The following is a 24558-nucleotide window of genomic DNA, read 5'->3' on the forward strand; positions in this document are numbered from 1 at the left end:
TGTGATGAGCGGTAAAGGGTTCGTCGCGCAACCAATATGATGCCGAATACCGCGACTTTCCGGGGGCAAAGTTGCTCTTTTCATCAACAATGCTCCCCGGAAGGACGTATTATTCGGTATCAGTCGAATTGGATGTCCCCGTCGTCGGCAAGGAATTGCATGAGGTTGATATGCCTCACGCCATCGCGTTGCAGGGGAAGCTGATCGAGCGTGAACAGGTATCGCGGGTAGGCGTCGCGGATCATTGCAAACGGCCGGTATTCGCGTTCCTCCACCTGTGGATCGAGGATGCTCATGGAAACCTGGATATATGCGTATTGGTTTCGTCTGCGGACGATGAAATCGCATTCGAGCCCGCCGATTCGCCCCATGCTGACCTGATAGCCTTTCGCCCGCAGATGCAGATACAGCGCGTTCTCGAGCGCCGGCCCGTAGCTCAGCCTCGTGTCGGTGTTGCGCGCGAAGTAGATGCCTGGATCGGCAATATAGTATTTTTCTCCGCCCCGCAGCGATTTGCGCGATCTGAGATCGAACCTTGGACATGTGTACAGAATCTTGGCGTTCTCGAGCATGCGGACGTATCTGGCGAGCGTTTCGCGTTTGACGGCGATGTGCTCGCTATGCTGCAGGTATTGCGCGATGCGTGTCAGGTTGGTAGGGGATGCATAGTTGTTGATCAAATATGATTGCACCCGCTCGAATGTGTCGCGATTCGTCACTCGGCTGTGATCGGTGATGTCCTTCTCGAATATCTGGCGGGCGACATCCTGAATATACAGGGCTTTGGCATCCGGGTCAGAGTACTCCAACGATTTGGGGAACCCGCCGTAGGTCAGATAGTCGTTGAACGACGGCAGGCCGCTTTCGACCGGCATGCCGATGAACTTGCGCATATCAAGATACTCGCCGTAGGAAAGCGTATACATCTCCAGCTCTATGTACCGTCCAGTCAGCTTGGTCGCCAGTTCGCCGGAGAGCAGGTAGGAATTCGATCCGGTGATGAAGATGGAAAACCGTCCATCCTCGCGGTAGGCGTTGATCACGGTCTCGAAGCCTTTGACGTTCTGCACTTTATCGATGAACAGGTAGACAAGGCCGCTATCTGGGATCCGTTCTTCGATGGCGCGGTCCAAAGCGTCGGGAGTGGTTACTTTGCGCAATTCCCGACTGTCGAGATTCAAGAACACGATACTGCGCTCGTCGACGCCGCGTTGCAGCAGCTCGTCAGCGACGCTCATCATCAGGGAGGATTTGCCGCACCTGCGAATACCGGTGATCACCTTGATCAGACCGGCGTCGTCATAGAAGGGACGGAGCCTCTTCAAATACCGTTGCCGCGGATACAGCATCATGTGGTTTCTCCCTTCTTTGCACGATAATGCGACCCTTCCGGGGGGCAAAGTTGCCCTTTTCATCAATAATGCCCCCCGGAAGGGACCAAATTCACACTCAGAGCTGTGTATGAGATTTCCTGAGGTGTTCGATGAGCTTGCGAAGAGTCTGAGTTTGCGAATCGGGGAAGAACGGGCCGGGCGGTGCCTGCCGGGGTGTGAGTTCTCGATAGAAGCGCGATACGACGCTTGCTTGTGGCTGGACTGGTGCTGGACTCAGCGAATCTGCAGTTGATCTGCGCTGCTGTGTGCTTCTGTTTCATGCTTTGTTTGGTCCCTTGTCCCACGGGTTCAGCTGATTTGCATTACCACAGGATCGTGGAAAATCAAGTCTTGATGTGTGTGCCAGCCTTCTTCATAATGGAGTCGTCAACACGGCAGGGCTCAAGCTCGACCGCTCGGCACGGCGCAGCGGCGAGGATTCGCATTGTTCGCGGGCTGGGCATGCTGGGCGGGGGCGGAATGGATGCGTTGATGCTATGGCCGTGTTTGACGTGGTAGGCCATGCGACTGAAAGGCGAGCGGAATGAGCGATATGGCGGATGCGCATGGCGCAGCGGGGATGCGCAGCGAAGATGGAATGCATGGCGCAGCGGGGATGCGCAGCGAAGATGGAATGCATGGCGCAGCGGGGATGCGCAGCGAAGATGGAATGCATGGCGAAGCTGGGATGCGTGGTGAGGCGGAAATACACAGCGAAACCGAAACGCGCAGCGAGACACGTGGATCAGGGCGGCGTCACGTCACGATACTGGCCGCCTCGGAAACCGGCAACTCGCTGGAGGTGGCCGAGCAGCTGCTCAATGCTGTGGCACAATTTTGGAGCGACGTCGAACTGGTGGAGGCGGCGGATTATGACACCGCCCGGCTGTCTTCGGAGGATGTCCTGCTTATGGTCACTTCGACTCAGGGCATGGGGGAGCCGCCGTATGGGGCCGAGCGGCTGCATGACTACGTGATGACGTGCCGCGATACGCCGCTTGATGGCGCCGTTTTCGCGGTGCTGGGACTGGGCGACAGCGACTATGGCGATGATTTCAACCGCATGGCCCGCCAATTCGACAGGCGATACGAGCAGCTGGGAGGGCGGCGGCTGATCGAACATGGCGAATGCGACTACGACTACGATGCAACGGCGGCCGCGTGGATCGAGGCGATGCTTCCGGTGCTGTGGGATGAGCTCGGTGTCGACGTGCGCGGCGGCGAAGGACACAGCGTCGAAAGGCATGGTGTCGAAGGGCACAGTGTCGAAGGGCGCGGCGGCGAAGGGCATCGTGGTGAGCGGTCTTCCGCTTCCGGCGGTGAAGGCCGGACGCAGCCGCAGCGACCTGAACGCCCGGCAGCGGATGCCGCAGCCGTGACCACGCCTGCGACGATGCCCGCGTCGACACCCGCGTTGCCGTCCTCGATGGCACCTGCGGAAGCGCCGCAGACCGCGTCTGCGCTGGATGCGCCATCGTCACTCAGGCACCCGATTCATCACGCGCCGGTGACTACAGCGCGTGATGAATCGAGCGCATGCGCAACTTCGGGCAGCATGCCCGACTCTGGATTCGCGCGGCCGTCGAAAGCCCCTGCTGCAGCCTCGCACGCCGAGGCCAGGGAATGCGAGACGGTGCTGACTGGCCGAACATTGCTGACGGCGCGGGGCGCGGACAAGCAGGTGTTCACAATCCGGCTGGAACTGGCGGACGCGGGCATCGACTACCGGCCGGGAGACATGGTCGCAGTGCGCTATGTCAATAGCGACGAGATTATGGAGCGGCTGTTCTCTCGGGCTCTCCCCGGGCAGGACATGCATACGACAGGCGTGGCGGACGTGTACGAAACGCTGCGCACCTCGCGCGACGTGACGAAGAACAATCTCGCACTGATGACTCGCTACGCGCAGATCGGCGGCAACAAGCGGCTGAAGGAGCTGCTGGCTGACGAGCAGCAGTCTCGCAATTACGGACGTACCCATCCTGTGGCTGCGCTTTTCGAGGATTATCTTGCCACGTTCGCGCCCGAGCAGCTGCTGGATGTGTTCGCTGCGCGGAACACGCGGCTGTATTCGATAGCGAACGCGCCGAGCGCGGGCGGCCGCGTCATTGAGCTGACCGTTACGGCGGTGCGGTATCGCGCTCACGGACGCGAGTACCGCGGAGCATGCACGTCGTATCTGGCCGACGCGCCAATCGGTACGCGGCTGTCGCTCTCCCTCGTACCGAATCCCCGTTTCCGCATGCCACAGGACGATGCCGCGCCGATGGTCATGATCGCGCTGGGCAGCGCCATCGCCCCGTTCCGCGCCTTTCTGCAGGAGCGCAAGACTGTGCGGGGACATGCAACATCAGGGCCGGAGCATGCGTCGCCGCAGGAGAGCCGTGGCGGCGATTGGCTGATTTTCGCCGACCGGTCTCCCGATGAGGATTTCCTGTATCGTGACGAACTCGAACAGTGGCACGATTGCGGTGTGCTCTCCCGCTTGGACGCCGTCTGGTCGAGACACGAAGGCGAACTTGGACATGGCGAGCATATTCAGGATGCGCTGCCTCGCTATGGCGATGACCTGCTGCAATGGCTGGATTCCGGGGCGCACATGTATCTGTGCGGGCACGGTCATGCGGTGCTGCAATCCATCGAAGATGCGCTGACACGCTCCCTCGCCGCCGCGCACGGACGCAGGCACGCGGTTCCCGGCGTGGTGAATGCCAGTGGATTCTTCGGCCAGGCCATGCGCGACCTCGACCTGCAATGGGCCGAGGGTTATGTGAGCCAGCTGCGTGCGGACGGCCGTCTGCACGTGTGAGCCATACCTTATATATATGCAAGCTATACAACCTAGCGAATACTGTACTGGCTGTTCGCGGCATCATCTGCGGCGGGCCTGTATTCGCCTATTTGGTTTGCGCTCACGAGTAGCTGGATGAGGGGACGTTCGTGCGAATTTATATGGCCTCATAAGTTCTTTATCTTATTTCACGAAAATGCGGATTATTGCAAAACCCCTGTCATTGCAGTCTTTTTGGGTGATTTGTCGATTGGCTCGAACGATGTCGAAACTTATAAGTGCCTGTAGGAGCTTATATGTGGAAGCGTTGTTAAGGCGGCATCATATCGACGAATACCGGGACGGGGGGTGGATGGTAGTGTCCCTTTCGTGACGGTTACCGCGGCTAAGAGGCCCAAAAGGGGCACTGCACGAGAAGCGCTGCCCCTTTTGTGACGCTGATGCACTAGGTAGCGTCACAAAAGGGGCAGCATATCGGTGGTGCCGTAGTGCGCATAAGTCGGAGTGCTTCACTTGTGACGTTTGTTCGGGCGGAGGCGTTAGCAGACAGCGCTGTGCTGAGCCGTAAAGCAGACAGCACGCCCGTGCTGTCCGCTTAATGCCTCGGCACAGCGCTGTTCGCTTTACGGCTCAGCACTGGGTTCTGCGCTTAACGCCCCCGTACGTCAAACCGGTTTTATCGCGCGCCCGTCGTGCGATACACTGGTGGTCATAGGCCTGAAACGAAGGAGTTTCCCATGGGATATGCAGCGCAAGCCGACGACGTTTTCCGCACCCGACTCGCTGAACGCAGCGATGAGCTCGACCAGTTATTCATGGAGCTGTATGACGACTGCGCGGCGCTCGATGCGCTGAAAGAGGCGATGGCCGAGGCTTATGCCGCACGGCCGGGCGACTTGCGCGAGTTGGACAAGGCCCGCGAGGCCGACCCGGAATGGTACAAGCGCGGCGACATGTTCGGCATGACGATGTACTCCGATCTGTTCGCCGGCAGCCTCAACTCGCTCGCGGATCGCATACCTTATTTACAGGAGCAGCAGCTCACCTACCTGCATCTGATGCCGATCCTGCAGATGCCGCATCCGCACAACGACGGCGGCTACGCGGTCGAGGACTTCGACAACGTCGATCCGGCATTCGGCACGAACGAGGATTTGGCGGCGCTGACCGCCAAGCTGCGCAAGGCCGGCATCAGCCTGTGCCTCGACTTCGTGATGAACCACACCGCCTCCACGCACCGCTGGGCCAGGCGTGCGCAGGAAGGCGACCCCGAGTACCAGTCGTACTATTTCTGCTACGACGATCGCACGGTGCCCGACCAATTCGATGGCACGGTGCCGCAGGTCTTCCCCAGCGCCGCGCCGGGCAATTTCAGCTGGAACGAGCAGATGGGCAAGTGGGTGATGACCCAGTTCTATCCCTTCCAGTGGGACCTCAACTACCGCAACCCCAAGGTGCTCGTCGCCATGCTCGGCAGCGCCATGCACCTGGCGAACCTCGGCGTCGAAGTGCTGCGCCTCGACGCGGTGCCGTACATCTGGAAACAGCTCGGCACCAACTGCCGCAACCTGCCGCAGGTGCACGCCATCGTGCGCATGCTGCGCATCGCGCTCGAATGCGTCTGCCCGGCCGTCGTGCTCAAAGGCGAGGTCGTGATGGCGCCCAAGGAGCTCGCCGCGTACTTCGGCACGCCCGAAAAGCCCGAATGCCACATGCTCTACAACGTTTCGATGATGGTCAACCTGTGGAGCGCGCTCGCCAACGGCGACACACGGCTGCTCAAGGCGCAGACCGATGCGCTCAACGCCCTGCCGCCCAACTGCTGGTTCGTCAACTATCTGCGCTGCCACGACGACATCGGCTGGGGGCTGGACGAGGACAAGGAGCGCGAGCTGGGCATCGACCCGCTTGAACACAAGGAGTTTCTGTACCATTTCTACGAAGGCGCGGTGCCCGGCAGCTGGGCGATGGGGGAGCTGTACAACTACGATGCCGCGAGCAGCGACGCGCGCAGTTGCGGCACCACGGCGAGCCTGTGCGGCGTCGAACGCGCGGTGATCACGCACGACAAGCCGGCGCTCGAAACCGCGGTGAGCCGCGACTTGCTCCTGCACATGGCGATGGCCTTCCTGCGCGGATTTCCCATGCTCAGCTGCGGCGACGAGATCGCGCAGCTCAACGGCTGGAATTATAAGGAGGATCCCGACCGCGTCGAGGACAGCCGTAATCTGCATCGCAGCCGTTTCGACTGGGATAAGGCCGCGCTGCGCCGCGAATCTGGCACGTTGCAAAACCGGTTGTGGGATGGCATGGCGGAATTACGCTCGATGCGCGACGACCCCTGCTTCGCACCGGACGCATGGGTCTCGACCTGGGATGCGCACAACGACGGGGTGTTCGCGCTCGTACGCAAGTCGCAGGGCGAGACGCTGGTCGGCCTGTTCAACTTCACCGGGCAGGCTCAGCATGCGCGGCTCGGCGGCAGCGACAGTATCATGGGGCCGATGGACGCCGATCTCGGGGCCTACGAGGCGCAGCTGGTGCGGCGGTGAAAGGTTGTTTGATGTGTTGAGCGGGTGATGTGCCGGGTGAGTGATGCGTCGAGCGGCTGATGCACTGATCGTCTAACTGTGTCGGATGGGTGATGCACTGAGATACTGATATGTCGAGATGCTGGAGTTGTCGGACGGCTGGGAACTGAGATGCGTTCTGAGACCCGCTCTGAGACGCTGATAAGTTGAATGAAATTAGGGAACTGCGAAAGACGCGGAAAGGAGACACACGCATGGAACTCATTGCCATAGGCCATGACGTGGTCGATGTCGCCGCTTTCGCCAGCCAGCTCGTCGAGCCGGGCTCGCACATGCGCGAGCTGTTCTCCGCACGCGAGTTGCGGCAGTGCGCGATACGTGCGCAGACCAAGCACGACAGCGAGTCGGCACATCTCGCCGTGCGCTGGGCCGGCAAGGAAGCGGTACTCAAGGCGTGGTGCGAAGCGCTTGGCGATGCCCCCAATCCGTATACGCTCGATGATTTCCCGTGGGCCGGCGTTGAGATCCTTGACGATTCGCGCTCGCGACCGCGCGTTGTGCTCAGAGCGGATGTCGAGGCGACGCTGCGCGAGTCGCTCGGTTTTGCGACGGATGCGGAATCTCTGCCTGTGGCAGTGCAGGGTATGCCCGCACAGGGTGCAGCGGCGCAGAGTAAAGGCTTGCAGTGGCATATCTCCCTGAGCCATGACGGCCCGATAGCCTCCGCCGTAGTTACGCTGGGACTTGCATAAAGGTTGCTCAATGACGCAATCCATGTATAATGACTCAGGTTGTTTGTTGTGCAGTCGGTCTGGAAAGCCGGCGCTGCGGTTTTCGGACGGTGCACACGAGCAGTCCCACGCGGATGTAGCTCAATGGTAGAGCCTCAGTCTTCCAAACTGATTACGCGGGTTCGATTCCCGTCATCCGCTCCACTCGAAAACGGCTGGATACCAACGTTCCTACGAGTTGTCCAGCCGTTTGTGGCGGCGCGGACACGAATCGGACGAGGCCAAGTTTCTCTCCATAATCCACCACTGTACGAACAGGATGAGCGTCATTAGGGTGCCTTTTGAAATGACGCTTCCCATAGTATTCCCCGATCATCGTCACACAGCCGCACAGTCGCCAGTGCTACCCTAAAGCGCATGTACAGACAGATCGCAGTGCCTCCGGTGGGGCTTCATTCCGTCGAAGAGCAGGAAGAACTAGGGCGCCAGGCCCGCAAGAGCCTGCCTAGGAGCGCGGCGCGGGATTGCTCGGTTGACGGTCGCGACCCGGTGGATCTGATTACCGCGCAGGACGAGTCACGGCTCGCCTCGCTGGTGCCGCTGCGCCACGCCCGGATGGGCGTCAGCCCCTTCCGCTTCTATCGGGGCACGGCGGGCCTTATGGCGTACGATTTGGCCGGGCAGGCTGATACCGGGGTGAATGTCATCATCTGCGGCGATGCGCATATCGGCAATTTCGGCTTCTATGCGTCGCCAGAACGCAATCTCATGTTCGATCTCAACGATTTCGATGAGTCGGCGCCGGGACCGTGGGAGTGGGATGTCAAGCGCATGGCCGCGAGTGTCGCTATGGCATCGTTGGCGCATAATAACGACCGCAAGGACGCCGAACGGGTGGCAGCCAAGGCCGTGGGCGCGTATCGGCGGGCGATGAAGCGTTTCGCAGAGATGCCGATGATTGATCGATACTATCTTTCCGTGCGCGATGACATGCTCATCGACAGTCTGAATGGGCGCAGCCGCCAGGAGCTCACGCGCGTCACGGAGAAGGCCCGTCGGCGCACTTCGGAGCAGGCTGTTCAAAAGCTCATGGTCACAGGCCCTGATGGCTGGCGTCGGTTCCGCGAGGAGCCTCCGGTGCTGCAGCACTTGCGATCCGCGGATCAGTATGCCGTGAACGAGCTGACCACGCAGTACCTGTCCAGCGTCAGGCCAGATATCGCCCTGTTGGTAGCTAACACCAGGCCGGTCGACATCGCGCTGCGCGTCGTTGGCGTGGGCAGCGTGGGGACGCGCTGCTATGTGGTCGCGCTGGAAGGGCCTGATGGGCTTCCGCTCGTGCTGCAGATCAAAGAGGCGCAGGAATCGGTCATCACCCGCGCCCAGACTTTGCGTGCATCGAAGGCCCAGCCGCTGGATGCCGCTGGCGAAAGCGGGGATCTGGCCGCGCTCTCTGCGACGATGTCCGCGAAAAGCGTGCTGAGCGATGCATATTCCCAAGGCCGCCGCGTTGTCGCCTGCCAGCAGGTGCTGCAGAGCGTATCCGACAATTTCCTGGGCTGGCTCAGCTTCGAGGATCGCGACTATTACGTGCGCCAGTTCCGCGACATGAAAGGCAGCGTCGACGTGGACACCATCGGCGGGTCGATGCTTGCCCGCTACGCCCGCACCTGCGCCATACTGCTGGCTCGGGCGCACGCGCAGAGCCCCGCATGCTACTGGATCGCCGGGTATCTGGGAAAGTCGGATGTCTTCGACCGTGCGGTGGGCGCATGGTCCTTGGATTACGCCGACCAGATGAGCAAAGACTACGAGGCATACAAGCAGGCCATCGCGGACGGTCGCGTCGAGGCGTCGGAAGTGGCACAGGAGTAGGGCTATGGAGCGGAGTGAGGAAGATCGTTCCTGGCAGGCCCTCCTTGACCTAGCGTTACCGGCCTCCTCAATTTGCCCGAAACTGCGGCTTTGCTCTGGCAGGATTCATCCGTGATGCCATGCCGGTTTGCAGTTGCCCGATTTGGGAGGCTCTGACTATTCCTGCGGGAACTGGCCCAGTGCCTCGAGCTTCGCCTTGAGATCATTGGCGGACGGCTCGACTTGGAATGAGCCGTCCGTAAACAGCACGACCGGGATGTGCTTCTGCCCGCTGACTTCCACAGCCCTGTCCGCTGCGCCGTCCTCATGCTCGATGTCGTGCCAAGTGAAGCCCACGCCGAAGCGGTTCAGCGCGTCCTTCGCGCGACGGCAGTCCCCGCACCAGTCGGCGCCGTACATCTCGATGGTCGGTGTCTCGTTCGTCATTGCCTATCTCCTTGCTTCTGCTGCCCCGGACTGCTCGTTCGTACGGATACAATGCCGCGGTTGCATGCTGCTCAGCCGTATCCCGTGTCGGGAAGCTGCCCGATCTGTTTGCGTCATTTTGCAATCTACCGCACTTGGCCGCTTCGTGTGAGGATTGAGCTGAAAGCGACCGGCTCGCACTTTTTGGCGGTGTATAAAAAATGCGAGATAAACGAATATTTCGTGTTTGCTTATTGCAGACATTACACATTGAAAATTCGCCAATTAGAGGACTGAAAGCTACCACGACCTGTGTTCGTTCGGTTCACGCTTTTTAAGCTGGATAAAAAAGTGCGAACCAAGTGTGAGCCGCCAACGGCATCATGACGTGAGCAACACCATATAGCCAGCTGTGGCGTTTCGTCCGAGCCTCCCATAGAGTAGTGGCCATGCCTTGCACAACCATTCTCATCGGAAAATCAGCAACCTACGACGGGTCGACGATCATCGCTCGCGACGACGACACCGGCCACGGCAAGTTCGACCCGAAGCGTTTCGTGGCGGTGAATCCTGAAGATCAGCCGCGCCATTACCGCAGCACGCTGAGCCATGTGAGCATCGAGCTGCCCGGTGACCCCTGCCACTACTCGATTGCGCCGAACGCGCTGCCCAATCGCGGCATCCTCGCCGAGGCGGGCATCAGCGAGCGCAATGTGGCCATGACCGCAACGGAAACACTGGCCGTCAACGAGCGCGTGCTCGGCGCGGACCCGATGGTGGTGCTCAAGCCGGCGCAGGGCGGCGATGACACGCAGTCGACCGATTACGAGCCCGAGCAGCCGGGCGGCATCGGCGAGGAGGATTTCATCACGCTGGTGCTGCCGTATGCGCATTCGGCACGCGAAGCGGTGCAGCGGCTCGGCGCACTGCTGGCCCAGTATGGCACCTATGAGGTCAACGGCATTGGCATCAGCGATGTGGATGAGGTGTGGTACGTCGAAACGATCGGCGGCCACCATTGGATCGCCAAACGCGTGCCCGACGACTGCTATGCCACGATTCCCAACCAGCTCGGCATCGACGACTTCGATCTGGACGACGCGCTGGGCGGGCAGAAGAACCACATGTGCAGCGCGGATATGCGCGAGTTCATCGAAGCCAACCACCTCGACCGCAGCATGGACGAAAGCCCCGAGCATTTCAGGCATCTGAATCCACGCAAGCTGTTCGGCACCGCCACGCCGAAGGACCATATCTACAACACGCCGCGCGCCTGGTACATGCAGCGCACCCTCAACCCCAGCGAGGACTGGGATTCGCCCGCCGCGCCGCTCACGCCGATTTCGGAAGACATCCCGTGGTGCCGTGTGCCAGAGAACAAGGTGACGATCGAGGACATCGACTTCATCATGAGCTCGCATTACGAGGACACGCCCTACGACATTTACGGCACGCAGGGCACCGAGGAGTCGCGCCATCGCTACCGTCCGATCGGCATCAACCGCAACGGCCACCTAGCGATTCTGCAGCTGCGGCCTTACGTGCCCGAGGCCAATCGCGCGGTGATGTGGCTGGCCTTCGGATCGAACCCCTTCACCTCGGTCGCGCCGTTCTATACCAATGTGCGCACGACTCCGGAATATCTGGCCGGCACGACCGGCGAAGTGACCACCGACGCCCTGTACTGGACGAATCGCATCATCGCGGCGATCGCCGACCCGCATTTCCTCAGCAACAGCGCGGATCTCGAGCATTTCCGCGAGGATATTCTCTCGTACGGGCACAAGCTCGTGGCCGGCGCCGATGCAGCGGTCAAAGCCGAGGACAATGACAGCACCCCCGACATGCTCGAACAGGCCAACGAGACCATGGCCAGCCACCTTCGCGAGCGGACGAACGCGCTGCTGGCCCAGGTGCTGTTCACCTCAAGCAATCTGATGAACAACGCCTTCTCGCTGTCTGACAAGTGAGGGGAGGCCGGCTGCGGCCGGGTTCGGCAGATAGATCCTGCTGAAAACGTGGATTTCGAGATCTGTTACGCTGCTTGCGCTGCGCAGGCCGTGCACATTATGCATTGCGCGAAATAGCTGATGTCGACGGGTTCTTCGAGCCATCTGCGATATCGGAGAAGATTGAACGCTTCGCGCAGCGCCAAGCCTGATTGAACATCCAGCGCGTGCTCGGGATTGAGCGCCGTCGTGTCGAACAGTGAAGCGGACTGGGATCGGATTGAATGATCGGCGTCGAGCTCGAAGCGCATCGCGCCCACGAATTCACCTTGGTATCCAGGCTGCACGTACAATGCGCCATGGCTTTCGCCATACGCCGTACGGTGCTGATGCCCGCAGATCATGCCATCAATGCCATGAATGGAATCGAGGATGCGATACGCCTGATCCTCGCCGGTATCGTACTGAGTGGGGTGTCCGTCGTGCATATCGCGCTCGATGCCGCCATGCATCAGGCATTTTTTCGTTCAGCCTGCGCTTAGCGAAGCAGACGACGTCTTATTCCATATCTTGGTTTGCCGCGGTGCTGCGGGCGGCTTCGGCAGTCGCAGCGTCGAGCGTGGAGTCGGCATTCGGATCGGCATCGTCGTCGTGATCGGGCGCGGCATTAGCCGCGGCGTTGCTTCGCGGCTCGTTGTCATGGCGGGATGCTTCCTTGGCTTGCTTATCTTTGCGCCGTTGCAGCGCCTTTTTGGCTTTGCCGCTTTCGAAGCGCAGTTCGGGCTTGGCTTCGAGCCGGGAGAGGCCGTACCACGCCAGATTCACGATATGCGCGGCGAGCTGCTCCTTGCCGACTTTGCGTTGGTCGGCCCAGTACTGCCCGGTGAACACCGTCATGCCCACGAGCATCTGCGCATAGTAGGGCACGCCTTTGGCGGGCAGATGCTGGTTCTTGAACGATTCGTCGAGAATCTCCTCGACGCGCATGCTCACATCGCCCAGCAGCGAGTTGAATGACCCGACCGGATCGGTGCTGGGCGAGTCGCGCACCAGCACTTGGAATCCTTCGGTATTCTCCTCGATATACGTCAGCAGCGCCAGCGCCGTGCGCTCCACGAGCTGGCGCGGATGCGACTGCGGGTCGGCCAGCGCATTGGTGAGAGCGTCGTTCAGCGCGCGCATCTCGCGATCCACCACCACCGCGTACAGCCCCTCCTTGCCGCCGAAGTGCTCATAGACGATGGGTTTGCTCACCTTGGCGCTCGCCGCGATCTCCTCGACGCTCACCGCCTCGAAGCCTTTCGCGGCGAACAGGGATCGCCCGATCGTCAGAAGCTGTTCGCGGCGCTGGTACGACGTCATTCTGGAAGCATTGGCCATGCCTCCAGTCTCCCACGACCGGCGAAGATTAGTGTGCGGCAGCGGCGCTGTCCGTTGAAAACCATAGGCTATTGGTATGGATACCACTATGATAATCGGCATCGTCCTACTCGTGGCCTTGGTGATTGCGGCAGTGGTCGCCGCTGTGCTCGTCGACCGTTCGCACAAGCGCCGCACGACGGGCGAGCGCAACGACTCCTCCTCCCGTATCGGTCCGGCCAAGCCTGCGGGCCAGCAGCCCGAAGCCGCTGCGACGGCCGCGCCAGGAGCTTCCTCCGCAGCTATCGGGCAGTCCCAATCAGACGAAGCCCGGCCGTCGCAGGCCGACCGGAGCGATCTCGCATCCGCGGCCTCAGGACCCGCGGCAATGTCCGCGCCCGCTGAGCGTGTCATGGAAACCCCGGAATCCGCCGGCTCGCGCATCACGCGGCTCAAAGCGAAGCTTTCGAAGAGTTCAAATCCCTTCGGCCGCGTGCTGTTCAACATCCTTGCCAAGGATCACCTTTCCGAGACGGATTGGGAGGACGTCGAGGATACGTTGCTGCTCGCCGACGTGGGCGCCGATGCCAGCGCGAAACTGGTCGACGAGCTGCGCAATGATGCTCGCGTCACCGGCACCAGCGATCCTGTTCAGGTGCGCGATGCGCTGCGCGCCAAACTGCTCGATCTCGTCGGAGTCGACACGGACCGGCGGCTGAACGCCGACAAGCCCGGCGCCGCTGAATCCGCGTCCCTGCAGCCCAGCGTCATCATCATGGTGGGTGTGAACGGCACCGGCAAGACCACTACCGCAGGCAAGCTCGCGCGGCTCTTCGTCGCCGAAGGCAAGAAAGTGGTCATGGGGGCGGCTGACACCTTCCGCGCGGCTGCTGCAGATCAGCTTGAGACCTGGGGCGCGAAGGTTGGCGTGAACGTCGTGCGCTCCGACAAGGACGGGGCCGATCCGGCCTCGGTCGCCTTCGATGCGGCCCAGCAGGCCAAGGACGCGAACGCCGACGTGCTCATCATCGATACGGCCGGGCGTTTGCAGAACAAGGCGAATCTCATGAACGAGCTGGGCAAGATCCGCCGCGTCGCCGAAAAGGTCCTGCCCGTCGACGAAGTGCTGCTCGTGCTCGACGCCACCACCGGGCAGAACGGCATGGCGCAGGCCAAGGTCTTCGCCGAGGCGATCGGTATCACCGGCGTGGTGCTCTCCAAGCTCGACGGCTCGGCCAAGGGCGGCATCGTCATCGCAGTGCAGAAGGAGCTCGGCGTGCCGGTCAAACTGGTAGGCCTGGGCGAAGGGCCGGACGACCTCGCGCCCTTCGACGCGCCGGCCTTCGTCGACGGCATTCTGGCCTGACTATTCGATTATTCGTTTCTGCCGCTCTGGCTCGGCCAGTCGGACCAGCGGCTGGTGCGAATCGTTTTCATGCGTCCGGGCGAGCGAATGCGACGGCAGGCCGCACGACTCGTTTGTAAACGCCATGTTACGTCGGGCGCACGGCGGCGGCCTGCCGGGACGCAGGTCGAACGCCAGTCAGAAGCAGGGGCGACGCGCGTTGGAAATCGCCGTATCGCCACGTTTGTTGAGCTTTCAACACAAGCTCGGCCGCATGTCTTAACAAACGCCTTACGTCCATGCAGCTAGGCTTGGAGGCGGGTTGCGAATGAAGAGCGATGTAACATGCTCGTAATCTTTTGTAACCTAACGAAAACCGGAATGGCGTTCGATAACGGTTGTAGGTTCCTCGACACGAGGAACTGCATAACGAATACAGCAGCGCGGGGCCTTGATCGGCCGAAACGCTGCAAACCTAAGATTGAAGAGAGGGAGGTAGGCAATGGACACAGGAAATGCTGCATGGATGTTGACATCCGCGTCCTTGGTTTTCCTCATGACGCCCGGCGTGGCGTTTTTCTATGGAGGCATGGTTCGGGCCAAGGCTATTCTGAACATGCTGATGCTATCCGCTGCTTCGCTGGCGGTCACTGGAATCGTATGGACGTTCTGGGGTTGGTCCATCGCATACGCAGGCAGTGATATCGGCGGCATCTTCGGCGATCCCGCCACCGGATTACTGCTTAAGGATTCGATGGTCGCCGACCATGGCGTCTTCACTGCGGCGACGACCTCCGGGGCATACCCCGGCAGCATCGACGTCGCGTTCCAGACGACCTTCGCGATGATCACCGTGGCGCTTATCAGCGGCGCTTTGGCCGAGCGCATCAAGTACAGCACGTGGATGATCTTCGTCGCGCTGTGGATCACCTTCGACTACGCGCCGATGGCGCATATGGTGTGGAACGGCGGTCTGCTGTCCGGCGACGGCGCGATTTCCCAGGCCATCGGCGCCACCGCCCACGATTTCGCAGGCGGCACCGTCGTGCATATCAACGCCGCAGTCGCGGCCCTGGTGATCGTGCTGATCATCGGCAAGCGCAAGGGCTTCGGCAAGCAGCCGATTCGCCCGCATAACGTTCCCTTCGTGATGCTCGGCGCCTTCCTGCTGTGGTTCGGCTGGTTCGGCTTCAACGCTGGCTCCGCCTTCGGCGCGAACGGCACCGCTGGCTACGCTTGGGTGAGCACGACCGCCGCCACAAGCGCCGCAATGCTGACTTGGGGCTTCACCGAAAGGATCCGCACCGGCCACTACACCGCGCTGGGCGCGGCTTCCGGCATGGTTGCAGGCCTCGTCGCCATCACCCCAGCCGCCGATGTGGTTTCGCCGCTGTGGGCCATGGTCCTCGGCGGAATCGCCGGCGTGCTCACCTGCCTGGCCTGCGGCCTGAAGTTCAAGCTCGGCTATGATGATTCGCTCGATGTCGTCGGCGTGCACGGCGTCGGTGGTTTCACCGGCACGGTCCTCATCGGCTTCTTCGGCGAGGGCACCGGCCTGTTCGCAGGCGGCGACTGGAAGCAGCTCGCGGTTCAGATCTGCATCGCGCTGATTGCTATACTGTACTCGGGCGTTATCACCGCCATCATCGCCTTCGCGCTTGAGAAGACGATTGGCTGGCGCGTCACTGAGTCGCAGGAAGTCGCAGGCGTCGACCTGTCCGATCAGGGTGAAAGCGCCTACGATTTCGCTGGCACCGCCAGCTCGATTCTCAAGGAGGTGAAGTGACATGAAGCTGATCACCGCTATTATCCAGCCTCATAAGCTCGATGACGTCAAGGAGGCCCTTGCGGCTGCCGGCGTGCATGGCATCACGGTTTCGGAGGCTAATGGCTACGGCCGTCAGCGTGGACACACCGAGGTCTATCGCGGCGCTGAATACACCGTCGATCTGATTCCGAAGATTCGCGTCGAGGTTCTGTCCGACGACGCCGATGCGGACACCCTGGTTTCCGTCATCGTTAAGGCTGCCGGAACCGGCACCATCGGCGATGGCAAGGTCTGGGTGGCTCCGCTCGATTCGGTGTCGCGCGTGCGCACCGGAGAGACCGGCTCGGCCGCGATCTGACGATCTGGCTGATTAATCAGATGATTCGGGGACGATCCATTGCCATGGGTCGTCCCCGAACTTGTAATACATCACTTGTGGTTGTCTCGTATCAGACAGCGAATAGCTGGTAGTTGGCATAGCCGCACAGCGGAGGGGGAAGTTTCTTGACATCGGCGGTTGATGGTCTGGGTGCGCGGTTCATGGAGCTGAGCAAGCCCGATGATGACGGCGTGTATCGCAACGGGGCGAGCAAGCGGAAGGCGCGCACCGCGCTGGCCGTTTCGGCCATTGCCCAGCTGTGGAGCGAAGCGACAGGTGCGCTGCCATTCGCGATTCCCGAGCAAGGCGTGGGGCTGGCTGCCGTCGGATCGCTTGGCCGCGGCCAGATAGGCCCGAGTTCCGATCTGGACCTGGTGCTGATCTACGAGCCGCATGCGCTGAACGACTCCCAACTCAACGCGCTTGCCGACGCGCTGTGGTACCCGCTGTGGGACAGCGGTCTTGACTTGGATCACTCGGTGCGCACGCGCCAGCAATGCGAGGGCGTGACCGACCATGATCTGCCTGCCGCCATGGGCTGGCTTGATGTCAGGCCGATAGCCGGGGACGCGGAGCTGATCACGGCCACTGCCGGTTCGATTCTCGAACGCTGGCGCAAGGCTGCCCGCAAACGACTGCCGGAACTGTTGGAATCCGCGCAATCGAGACTCGACAGCTTCGGCCGCATGGCCTACCTCAATCAGCCGGACATCAAGGAGGCTCGCGGCGGCCTGCGCGATACCGTGCTCATTTCCGCGCTGGCGGCCTCCTGGCTGGCGGACCGGCCGCATGGAAATTACGATGATGCGGTCGAGCGACTATTGGACATCCGCGACTGCATCCATCTCGCAGCCGCCAAAGACACGGATCTTATGCTCACCCAGTATCAGCCGGCTATCGCGCAGACGCTGGGATTGGCTGATCCGACGCTGCCCGAGGACGAGCGCGCCACGCGGTCCATTGATGATCTGCAGATGCTGCTGGCCCGCATCGGGCGGCAGATAGCATTCTCCTGGGAGCTCACCTCGTCTCGTGCCAAGCATGCGCTGACGCATGAACGGCCGCGTTTCGCCTTCTTCCAGCTCCTCAATCCCCGCTCGGGAGGCAAGCGGGAGGCACCGGTATTTCGCACGCTTGCGCCCGGCGTTGTGGAGCATGAGAACGAGGTGGCGCTTGCCGTCGGCGCGAAACCGGCCAAGCACGCCGATCTCCCTTTGCGCGTCGCCGTGGCTGCGGCGCAGGCCAAGCTGCCGATCAACCCGCTGACGCTGCGCAACCTCGAACATTGTCCGGTGCGCGACCGCGACTGGAGCATTGAAGAGCGCACGCTGCTGATACGCCTGCTCGGTGCGGGGGATGTGCTGCCTCGGGTGTGGGAGGAACTTGATTTCATCAACATTCCGGGGTACTGGATACCGGAATGGCTCGGCGTGCGCAACCGGCCTTCGGCTTCCGCAGCGCACCGCTACACGATCGACCAGCATATGATCGAAGTGGTTTCGCGGCTGGGGCGCGTCGCGCCTGACGGCAGGCGATACGACGACGCCCGGTACGCTGCGCTGCTGCTGGCCGGGCTGCTCCACGACATCGGCAAGCGGCCGGGCGTGCCGGACCATGCCATCGAAGGCGCACGCCATGTGCCGGTCATTCTGCGGCGTCTGGGGTTCAGCGAGGATATCGTGCGCATAGCGACGCTGCTGGTCCGTGAGCATTTGACGCTTTCGGAGTTCGCAACGGGCAGAGACCCGGAGGATCCGGCCGTGGCCGAAGAGCTGGCCGCGAGAGTCGATCATGATCCCCTCACACTCGACATGCTTTTCGATCTGACTCGCGCCGACGGCTCGTCGCTGGGGGCTACGGCCAACGAGGCCATCACCAAGAAGTACGGCTGGTCGCGCTGGCGCGAAAGCCTGGTGCGCACCATGGCCGATGCCGCCCGCTCCCGCATGCCGCGCAGCTGACGGGGTGCGAAGCAGTGCGTAGCCATGTCCCATATGCTGTCGTTTCGCGTCGCCTTTTGACCGCTAACGGGACGCTGCCGTACGAAATGCAACGGAATCGACGCGCATAACGTTGTCTTTTGTACGGCAGCCCCGTGTTACCGTACAAAAGACAACGCATTTCCTGTTATTTCATCCAGACGTTGCTGCGGACGCGCAGACCGTTGAACAGGGCGCGCAAGCCTATGAAGACGAGGTTGAGCACGCCCCAGAGGACAGCCATGCGCCAGACATCGCCGAGGTCGATCGCGCCGTCGAGCGCATTGACGCCGCCGAGGGCCGCCAGATACGCCAGCGCAGTAATCGTACAAGTCAAAGCAAGATAGCGGTAGTCCTCGGCGCCGATGAGGATGCCGTCAAGCGCCCACATCCAACCGGCGAGCGGGAGAAACACGCCCTGCACGAGCATGCCGACCATGATGAGATGCTGCACCTCGGGGGAGGGGCTGAACAGGCCGGTCGCCGCCAGTCCCGCGGCCGCCAGCCCCATGCCGATGACCGCACCTGCGAGCAGGCCCGACCTGCCGGCGATCGAGGTCATGGCATGCGCCCTGTCACGCCGCCCAGCACCGATCTGTGTGGCGACCAGGGTCTGCCCGGCGATGCCGATGGCGTCGAGCATGTTGAGCACGAAGTTCCAGCTCGAATTGACGGCCTGATACGCTGCCAGTACCTGGGTGCCCATGCGGGCCGCCAGCATAACCGTGGCGACCAGCGAGGCCCGCAGCGCCAAGGTGCGGATGAACAGCGGCATGCCGTCCGAAGCCGTGCCCAGGATGCCGGCGAGGCGCGGCCTCCAGCTCGCGCCATCCGCGCGCGCCCACAGCAGCGCCGGCACGACCAGAAACAGCCCCATGAACCATTGCGCTATCAGCGTTGCGGCACCCGAGCCAGCCACGCCCCAGTGCAGGCCGAAGACGAACAGCACATCGAGCGCGGTGTTGACCACGGCGCCCGCCACGGCCGCGACGAAAGTGATGTTGACCTTCGACAGTCCGCGGAAGATGCCGTTGGCGGCGTATACGAGCAGCATGCCCGGCAGGCCGAAGACGATGGCCTGCAGATACGCGGTCGCATTGTCGAGCACGGCATCGCGCGCCCCCATCGCCCAGCACAGCGGGCGTGCGGCGGCAAACAGCGCAGTGGATACGAGCATGCCGATGGCCAATGCCAGCCACAGTCCGTCGATGCCGGCTTCAAGCCCTTCGCGTCGTTTCCCGGCTCCGATGAGCTGAGCCACGCTCGACGTGGTGCCGTAGGCCAGGAACACGCACAACCCTACCGTGGTGAGGATGATGGTGGAGCCGATCGACAGCCCAGCCAACGCCGCGTCGTTGATATGGCCCACAATCGCCGTGTCGATGAGCACGAAGGCCGGTTCGGCGATCAGCTGGCCGAAGGTCGGCAGCGCCAGTGTGAACAACTGCCGCGTCGCCTGCCTGCGGTCGACGCGGTCTGTCTGTTCGAACTGACCGCTCCGGGGCAAGCCAGTCTGATCAGGGTGATGGCTGGATCCATTCGGCCGGATGGGGCAGCTGGGAGCGTCGGCACCTGACATAATGTCGGCAGCACGTTCTTTGCCGCCTTCGACAACATGCGCGGATGCATGTGCGCTGGGCGATTGGGCAGCGTCGTCCCGCTGCTGCGCCGTATCGTGAGTCAATTCATTCATCGCCATTCATCATGCATTCCCTGACTTGGTTTTCATAAGCGTATCAAGCTATCACACGCATCAGGGAGGGGAAACCTGCCTATTGTACGTCAGGCAAGGCCAAGGCGAGCAGGATGAATACCGGTATCCGGAACCTTCAGAAGACCGCCTCTGAAAACCGTCTTTGGAAAACGTCGGTGCGTGAGTTGCGGAGTCGCAGGGCTTCGCCTAGGTCGACTGCCATCTATTAAGCAGATTGATGGATGAGCCCGCCTGTCCGAGGCATCGCAGAGCAGAGCTGCACGGAGCAAACTGGCGAATTTTCAAGGATCTTGTACAGAACCCGATGGACTTATACTTTCGTAACTGCTTAATAGCCGAAAAAAGTGCTGAATACACGACGTCGACACGATGCCGCCGCTGTGACGGGCAGAGTATCTCGACGCATGAATGCAGGCATCTGAATAGTCATGCTGCTGCGGCCGCGCGCGAAGACAGCGTTGTGTGAGAACGCCGTGTATTCAGCACTTTTTTCGTCTATTAAGCACCTTGCACAGTAGACAGCGAATTTGTTTTGCAATTTTTGGTGGAATAGCACCGTTTTTGGGATCGATACAAAGGCGTTGCGGCACATGTGGCGGCTTGATTCGTTCAGATCTGCTTAATAGATTGTGAAGCAGCTGCGCGTGGACACTACGTGCGGGCAGCCGGTCCTCTGTGAGTCATGGACCAAGGCGCGAAACCGTACCGTGATGCACTGCATAGTGCGAAGCGACGTCGAAGGCCCTTTTCGACTCGCATATCATCGACGCCGATCATATGCAAATCGAGATTGGCCCGCCATTCGGCTATCCCCACGTTATGCACCGACTTATCCCCATCATGTGGATAAGTCGGTGCATTATCCCCTGTGACACGCCTGCAATGTGGATAACTCAATATTGTTATCCACCGTGAGGATCCCGTGCGTGTCGTGTGGGTGATGCCAGGAAACAACAGATGCGCTCCGCCGGTCTCCCTATACTCGTGCGTATGGCAGATGGAAATTCGTGGGACGAAGCCCGTTCCGACGGCGGGGGAAGCGCGTACTCCGGAGGCTCGTCGTACGTTTCGGGCGCGACCGGGACCGCCGTGCGCGATGCGCTGTTCGACCGCGTGCCGCCGCATGACGACGACGCCGAAATGGCGGTGCTCGGCGGCATGCTGATGAGCAAGGACGCCATCGGCGAGGTCTCGCAGATGATCGACGTCACCGATTTCTACCAGCCCAAGCACCAGACCGTCTACGAATCCATCATCACGCTCTTCTCCACATCCCAGCCGGTGGATGTGGTGCTGGTCGCCAACGAGCTGCTCAAAGCCGGCGACCTTGACAAAGTCGGCGGGGCCGATTACCTGCACAGCCTGGTCGCTTCGGTGCCTACCGCCGCGAATGCCACGTTCTACGCCGAAATCGTGCACCAGCGCGCCATCCTGCGCAATGTGATCGCCGCCGGCACGAAGATCGCGCAGCTCGGCTACTCCGCCGAAGGCTCGCAGGCCGAGGACGTCGTGAACCTCGCGCAGTCCGAGGTCTACGAGATGAGCGTGGGCAAGGTGCGGCAGGATTATTCGCCGATTGAATCGGTGGTGCATGACGCGCTCGACCAGCTCGACAAGCTGCAGAACCACGAGCTGGAACGTGGCGTGCCGACCGGCTTCCGCGACATCGACGACGTGACCCAGGGCCTGCAGCCCGGCCAGATGGTCGTCGTTGCAGGCCGCCCGGCGATGGGCAAGTCCACGCTGGGCATCGACTTCGCACGCTCGGCTGCGCTGCATCACAACATGGCTTCGGTCGTGTTCTCCTTGGAGATGAGCAAGGTGGAGCTGGCGCAGCGCATCATCTCGGCCGAGACGAACATCCCGCTCAACGCTCTGCGCCGCGCGGACGAGATCACGCCCGAGCGCTGGAACACGCTCAATACCTTCTGGGGCACGCTGCAGGAGGCGCCGCTGTTCATCGACGACAGCCCGAACATGAGCCTGATGGAGATCCGCGCGAAATGTCGTCGGCTCAAGCAGACCAACGACTTGAAGCTCGTCGTGATCGACTACCTGCAGCTCATGAGCTCAGGCAAGCGCGTCGAAAGCCGCCAGCAGGAGGTCTCCGAGTTCTCGCGTGCCTTGAAGCTCCTCGCCAAGGAGCTTGAGGTGCCGGTCATCGCGCTGTCCCAGCTCAACCGCGGCCCCGAAATGCGCAACGACCGCAAGCCGCAGCTTTCCGATCTGCGTGAATCCGGCTCGATCGAGCAGGACGCCGACGTGGTGCTGCTCGTGCACCGGCCCGACGCCTACGACAAGGAGGACCGGCCCGGCGAAGCCGACATCATCATGGCGAAGCACCGCAACGGTCCGACCGACACCTTCCACTTGGCGTTCCTTGGTGCGACGTCGAAATTCAAAGACATGCCGCAGGACTACCAGCAGGGGGTGTGAATTCGATGGAGAATCACGAGGAGACGCCGGCGATGCCAACGAGGCACGAGCGATCCGATACGCAGCGTAGCGAAGGGACAATCGAACCTGCGCATGCGCCGATGAATGCGCCGATGGATGCGCCGGCTGAGTCTGTCGAACCGGCAAACGGGCCGGATAATCCGAGCAGGCCAATCGAATCGGACGAGTCTGCGGGGCCGGCAGTCGCATCGAATGCGCCGAACGAACCGATTGATTCGAATGTGCTGGCCGAATCGGCCATATCGCTGGGCATGCCGGAAAACGTGTCGAGCGTCCCGCTTGATCCGGTGATCACGCCGAGCCGCCCTGCCCGTACGATCTCCGCCCAGGCAACGCGGACCGAAGTCGTGGCGGAATCCGGAAAAGCCCGGAGCTCAGCCTTGCAGAGAACTTCAACGCGGCAGTCTTCAGCGCAGCATGTTGCCAATAGTCGTGCGCCATGGTATTCCTTCGCGACTCCGGCGCTGGGCAAAATGGTGCGGTGGGCATCGCGGCTGCTGCGTCATGGCGGCAGCGCACTGCCGGGGCAAGTCGTCGAGCGCTTCGACCGCGGATTCCTGGCCCGCACCCTGTCCGAACTGCCCTATGGCGTGGTGCTGGTTTCAGGCACGAACGGCAAGACGACGACAACGCGCATGGTCGCCTCGATGCTTGAAAGCCTCGGGCTGCGCGTCTTCACGAATCCGACCGGCTCCAATTTCACTCGGGGCGTGGTTGCCGCGCTGTTGAACAAAGCGAGTCTCACGGGCAAGCTCGATGCGGACATCGCCGTCCTTGAGCTGGACGAGGCCTACGCGGTGCATTTCGTGAAGCAGATCAGGCCTCGTTACTCCCTGCTGCTCAACGTGATGCGCGATCAGCTCGATCGTTTCGGCGAAATCGACAACACCGCGCGACTGCTTGGCCGTGTGGCGCAGGCTACGAGTGGCACAGTGGTGCTCAACCGCGAGGACGCGCGCATCGCGCACCTGGCCGCCGACGTGCCGCACGATGCCAAAACCACCTACTTCGGGCTGGTGAACAGCCTGCGCGTGTTCTTCCCCTCCGACGACGATATGCATGCTTCGGATATGGGTCAGGGAGCGCATGCCGCAGCGACCCGGAGCGCCAATATCCGCACGGGTTCTAGCGCCTTCGCCAACACCCTGTCCGGAATGCCTGCGCCCGGCGTGCTTGACACTGGCTCGCCGCGCCTCAATCTGGGTCGCAAGGCCTTCGAATCCACCGCGCAGCCGGCCGATGTGGTGCTCAAGCACGTTGGCGATCATGAGGCTGAATTCTTGATCGATGGCCGCGCTGTGAACACCTCGGTGAAGCTCGAAGGCGTCTACAATCTGTTCAACGCCGCCGCAGCGCTCGCCGTGGTGCGTGCCGTTGCGGCCGACGGCGCCTGTAATGCAGACAGCGCCATCGATGCCAGCGACGAACGGCTTATGGCCGCGCTTGCACAGGTCACGCCGGCCTTCGGACGCGGCGAGGTCATCGATGTGCACGGCACGCCGGTCGAGCTGCTGCTGGTCAAGAACCCTATGGGATTCAGGCTTTCGCTGTCGTCATTCCCGCCGGAAAATCATGACACGATGATTGCGATCTGCGACGAATACGCCGATGGGCGCGATATGAGCTGGCTGTGGGACGTGGATTTCGGCTCCCTGCGCAGCGAAGGCGTGGCGATGGTTTCGGGCACCCGGGCGTGGGATATGGCCTTGCGGCTGGAATACGACCAGGTCGCGGTCGGGCAGACCGACACCGATCTGGAACAGTCCGTCGAGCGCTTTGTCGCCGCGAATCCAGGCAAACCGAAGCACATGTACTGCACATACACAGCCATGCTGCGTGCACGTGCGGCGCTTTCACGCATCGCGCCGGTCGCCGACGCGGGCGTCGGACACTGAACGAGCT

General features: G+C 61.7%; 15 protein-coding genes, 1 tRNA gene and 1 pseudogene. 12 read left to right on the forward strand and 5 right to left on the reverse strand.

Features of this window, described 5'->3' with window-relative positions; all coding sequences use genetic code 11:
* Positions 1 to 119: 119 nt before the first annotated feature.
* Positions 120 to 1352 (reverse strand): ATP-binding protein, encoded by a 1233-nt coding sequence (locus tag BISU_RS06515; RefSeq protein ID WP_024463220.1) that lies wholly within the window; start codon positions 1350 to 1352, stop codon positions 120 to 122.
* 565 nt (positions 1353 to 1917) lie between these two features.
* Between BISU_RS06515 and BISU_RS06520 the strand changes: the two genes are divergently transcribed.
* The 5 genes from BISU_RS06520 (at position 1918) to BISU_RS06540 (ending at position 9301) form a co-directional block, all read left to right on the forward strand.
* Positions 1918 to 4182, forward strand: a complete 2265-nt coding sequence (locus BISU_RS06520; RefSeq protein WP_024463221.1) for a flavodoxin domain-containing protein — start codon at positions 1918 to 1920, stop codon at positions 4180 to 4182.
* A gap of 719 nt (positions 4183 to 4901) precedes the next feature.
* Positions 4902 to 6716 (forward strand): alpha-amylase family protein, encoded by a 1815-nt coding sequence (locus tag BISU_RS06525; protein ID WP_024463222.1) that lies wholly within the window; start codon positions 4902 to 4904, stop codon positions 6714 to 6716.
* 233 nt (positions 6717 to 6949) lie between these two features.
* A complete protein-coding gene (locus BISU_RS06530; RefSeq protein ID WP_024463223.1) occupies positions 6950 to 7447 on the forward strand; it encodes a holo-ACP synthase in 498 nt (165 codons plus the stop codon).
* A gap of 109 nt (positions 7448 to 7556) precedes the next feature.
* Positions 7557 to 7630 (forward strand) — tRNA-Gly (locus tag BISU_RS06535).
* A 213-nt stretch (positions 7631 to 7843) separates the two neighbouring features.
* Positions 7844 to 9301: a DUF2252 domain-containing protein gene (locus BISU_RS06540; protein WP_024463224.1), complete on the forward strand. Its 1458-nt coding sequence runs from the start codon at positions 7844 to 7846 to the stop codon at positions 9299 to 9301.
* A gap of 156 nt (positions 9302 to 9457) precedes the next feature.
* Here BISU_RS06540 and BISU_RS06545 read toward each other — a convergent pair whose 3' ends face one another.
* Complete coding sequence (locus BISU_RS06545) at positions 9458 to 9727, reverse strand: mycoredoxin (protein WP_033502613.1); 270 nt, start codon at positions 9725 to 9727, stop codon at positions 9458 to 9460.
* A gap of 428 nt (positions 9728 to 10155) precedes the next feature.
* On the opposite strand from BISU_RS06545, the gene BISU_RS06550 reads away from it, so the two are divergent.
* Positions 10156 to 11676, forward strand: coding sequence for a C69 family dipeptidase (locus BISU_RS06550; RefSeq protein ID WP_024463226.1), 1521 nt, complete (start codon positions 10156 to 10158; stop codon positions 11674 to 11676).
* A 65-nt stretch (positions 11677 to 11741) separates the two neighbouring features.
* Here the strand turns inward: BISU_RS06550 and BISU_RS12860 are convergent, their stop codons facing one another.
* Positions 11742 to 12167 (reverse strand): metallophosphoesterase family protein, encoded by a 426-nt coding sequence (locus BISU_RS12860; protein WP_024463227.1) that lies wholly within the window; start codon positions 12165 to 12167, stop codon positions 11742 to 11744.
* Between the two features lie 46 nt (positions 12168 to 12213).
* Positions 12214 to 13035 (reverse strand): TetR/AcrR family transcriptional regulator, encoded by an 822-nt coding sequence (locus BISU_RS06560; protein WP_024463228.1) that lies wholly within the window; start codon positions 13033 to 13035, stop codon positions 12214 to 12216.
* 391 nt (positions 13036 to 13426) lie between these two features.
* Here BISU_RS06560 and ftsY point away from each other — a divergent pair.
* The 4 genes and pseudogenes from ftsY to BISU_RS06580 all read left to right on the forward strand — a co-directional run.
* Positions 13427 to 14380, forward strand: a pseudogene (ftsY, locus tag BISU_RS06565) (signal recognition particle-docking protein FtsY); the annotation flags it as partial.
* Between the two features lie 481 nt (positions 14381 to 14861).
* Positions 14862 to 16145, forward strand: a complete 1284-nt coding sequence (locus BISU_RS06570) for an ammonium transporter (RefSeq protein ID WP_024463230.1) — start codon at positions 14862 to 14864, stop codon at positions 16143 to 16145.
* A 1-nt stretch (position 16146) separates the two neighbouring features.
* On the forward strand, positions 16147 to 16485 hold the full coding sequence (locus BISU_RS06575; protein ID WP_024463231.1) for a P-II family nitrogen regulator: 339 nt from the start codon (positions 16147 to 16149) through the stop codon (positions 16483 to 16485).
* A 146-nt stretch (positions 16486 to 16631) separates the two neighbouring features.
* Entirely contained in the window at positions 16632 to 18467 is a 1836-nt protein-coding gene (locus BISU_RS06580; RefSeq protein ID WP_024463232.1) for a [protein-PII] uridylyltransferase family protein, read from the forward strand.
* A gap of 166 nt (positions 18468 to 18633) precedes the next feature.
* Here the strand turns inward: BISU_RS06580 and BISU_RS06585 are convergent, their stop codons facing one another.
* The gene (locus BISU_RS06585) at positions 18634 to 20064 is read right to left on the reverse strand and encodes an MATE family efflux transporter (RefSeq protein ID WP_081672665.1); all 1431 of its coding nucleotides are present in this window, start codon (positions 20062 to 20064) and stop codon (positions 18634 to 18636) included.
* Positions 20065 to 21189: 1125 nt separating this feature from the next.
* On the opposite strand from BISU_RS06585, the gene dnaB reads away from it, so the two are divergent.
* Together dnaB and BISU_RS06595 are read left to right on the forward strand one after the other, a co-directional pair.
* Entirely contained in the window at positions 21190 to 22635 is a 1446-nt protein-coding gene (gene dnaB / locus BISU_RS06590) for a replicative DNA helicase (protein WP_024463234.1), read from the forward strand.
* Positions 22636 to 22667: 32 nt separating this feature from the next.
* Positions 22668 to 24551, forward strand: coding sequence for a MurT ligase domain-containing protein (locus BISU_RS06595; protein ID WP_404801771.1), 1884 nt, complete (start codon positions 22668 to 22670; stop codon positions 24549 to 24551).
* Positions 24552 to 24558 lie beyond the last annotated feature (7 nt).

The sequence above is a fragment of the Bifidobacterium subtile genome, from assembly GCF_000741775.1.
Taxonomy (GTDB): Bacteria; Actinomycetota; Actinomycetes; order Actinomycetales; family Bifidobacteriaceae; genus Bifidobacterium; species Bifidobacterium subtile.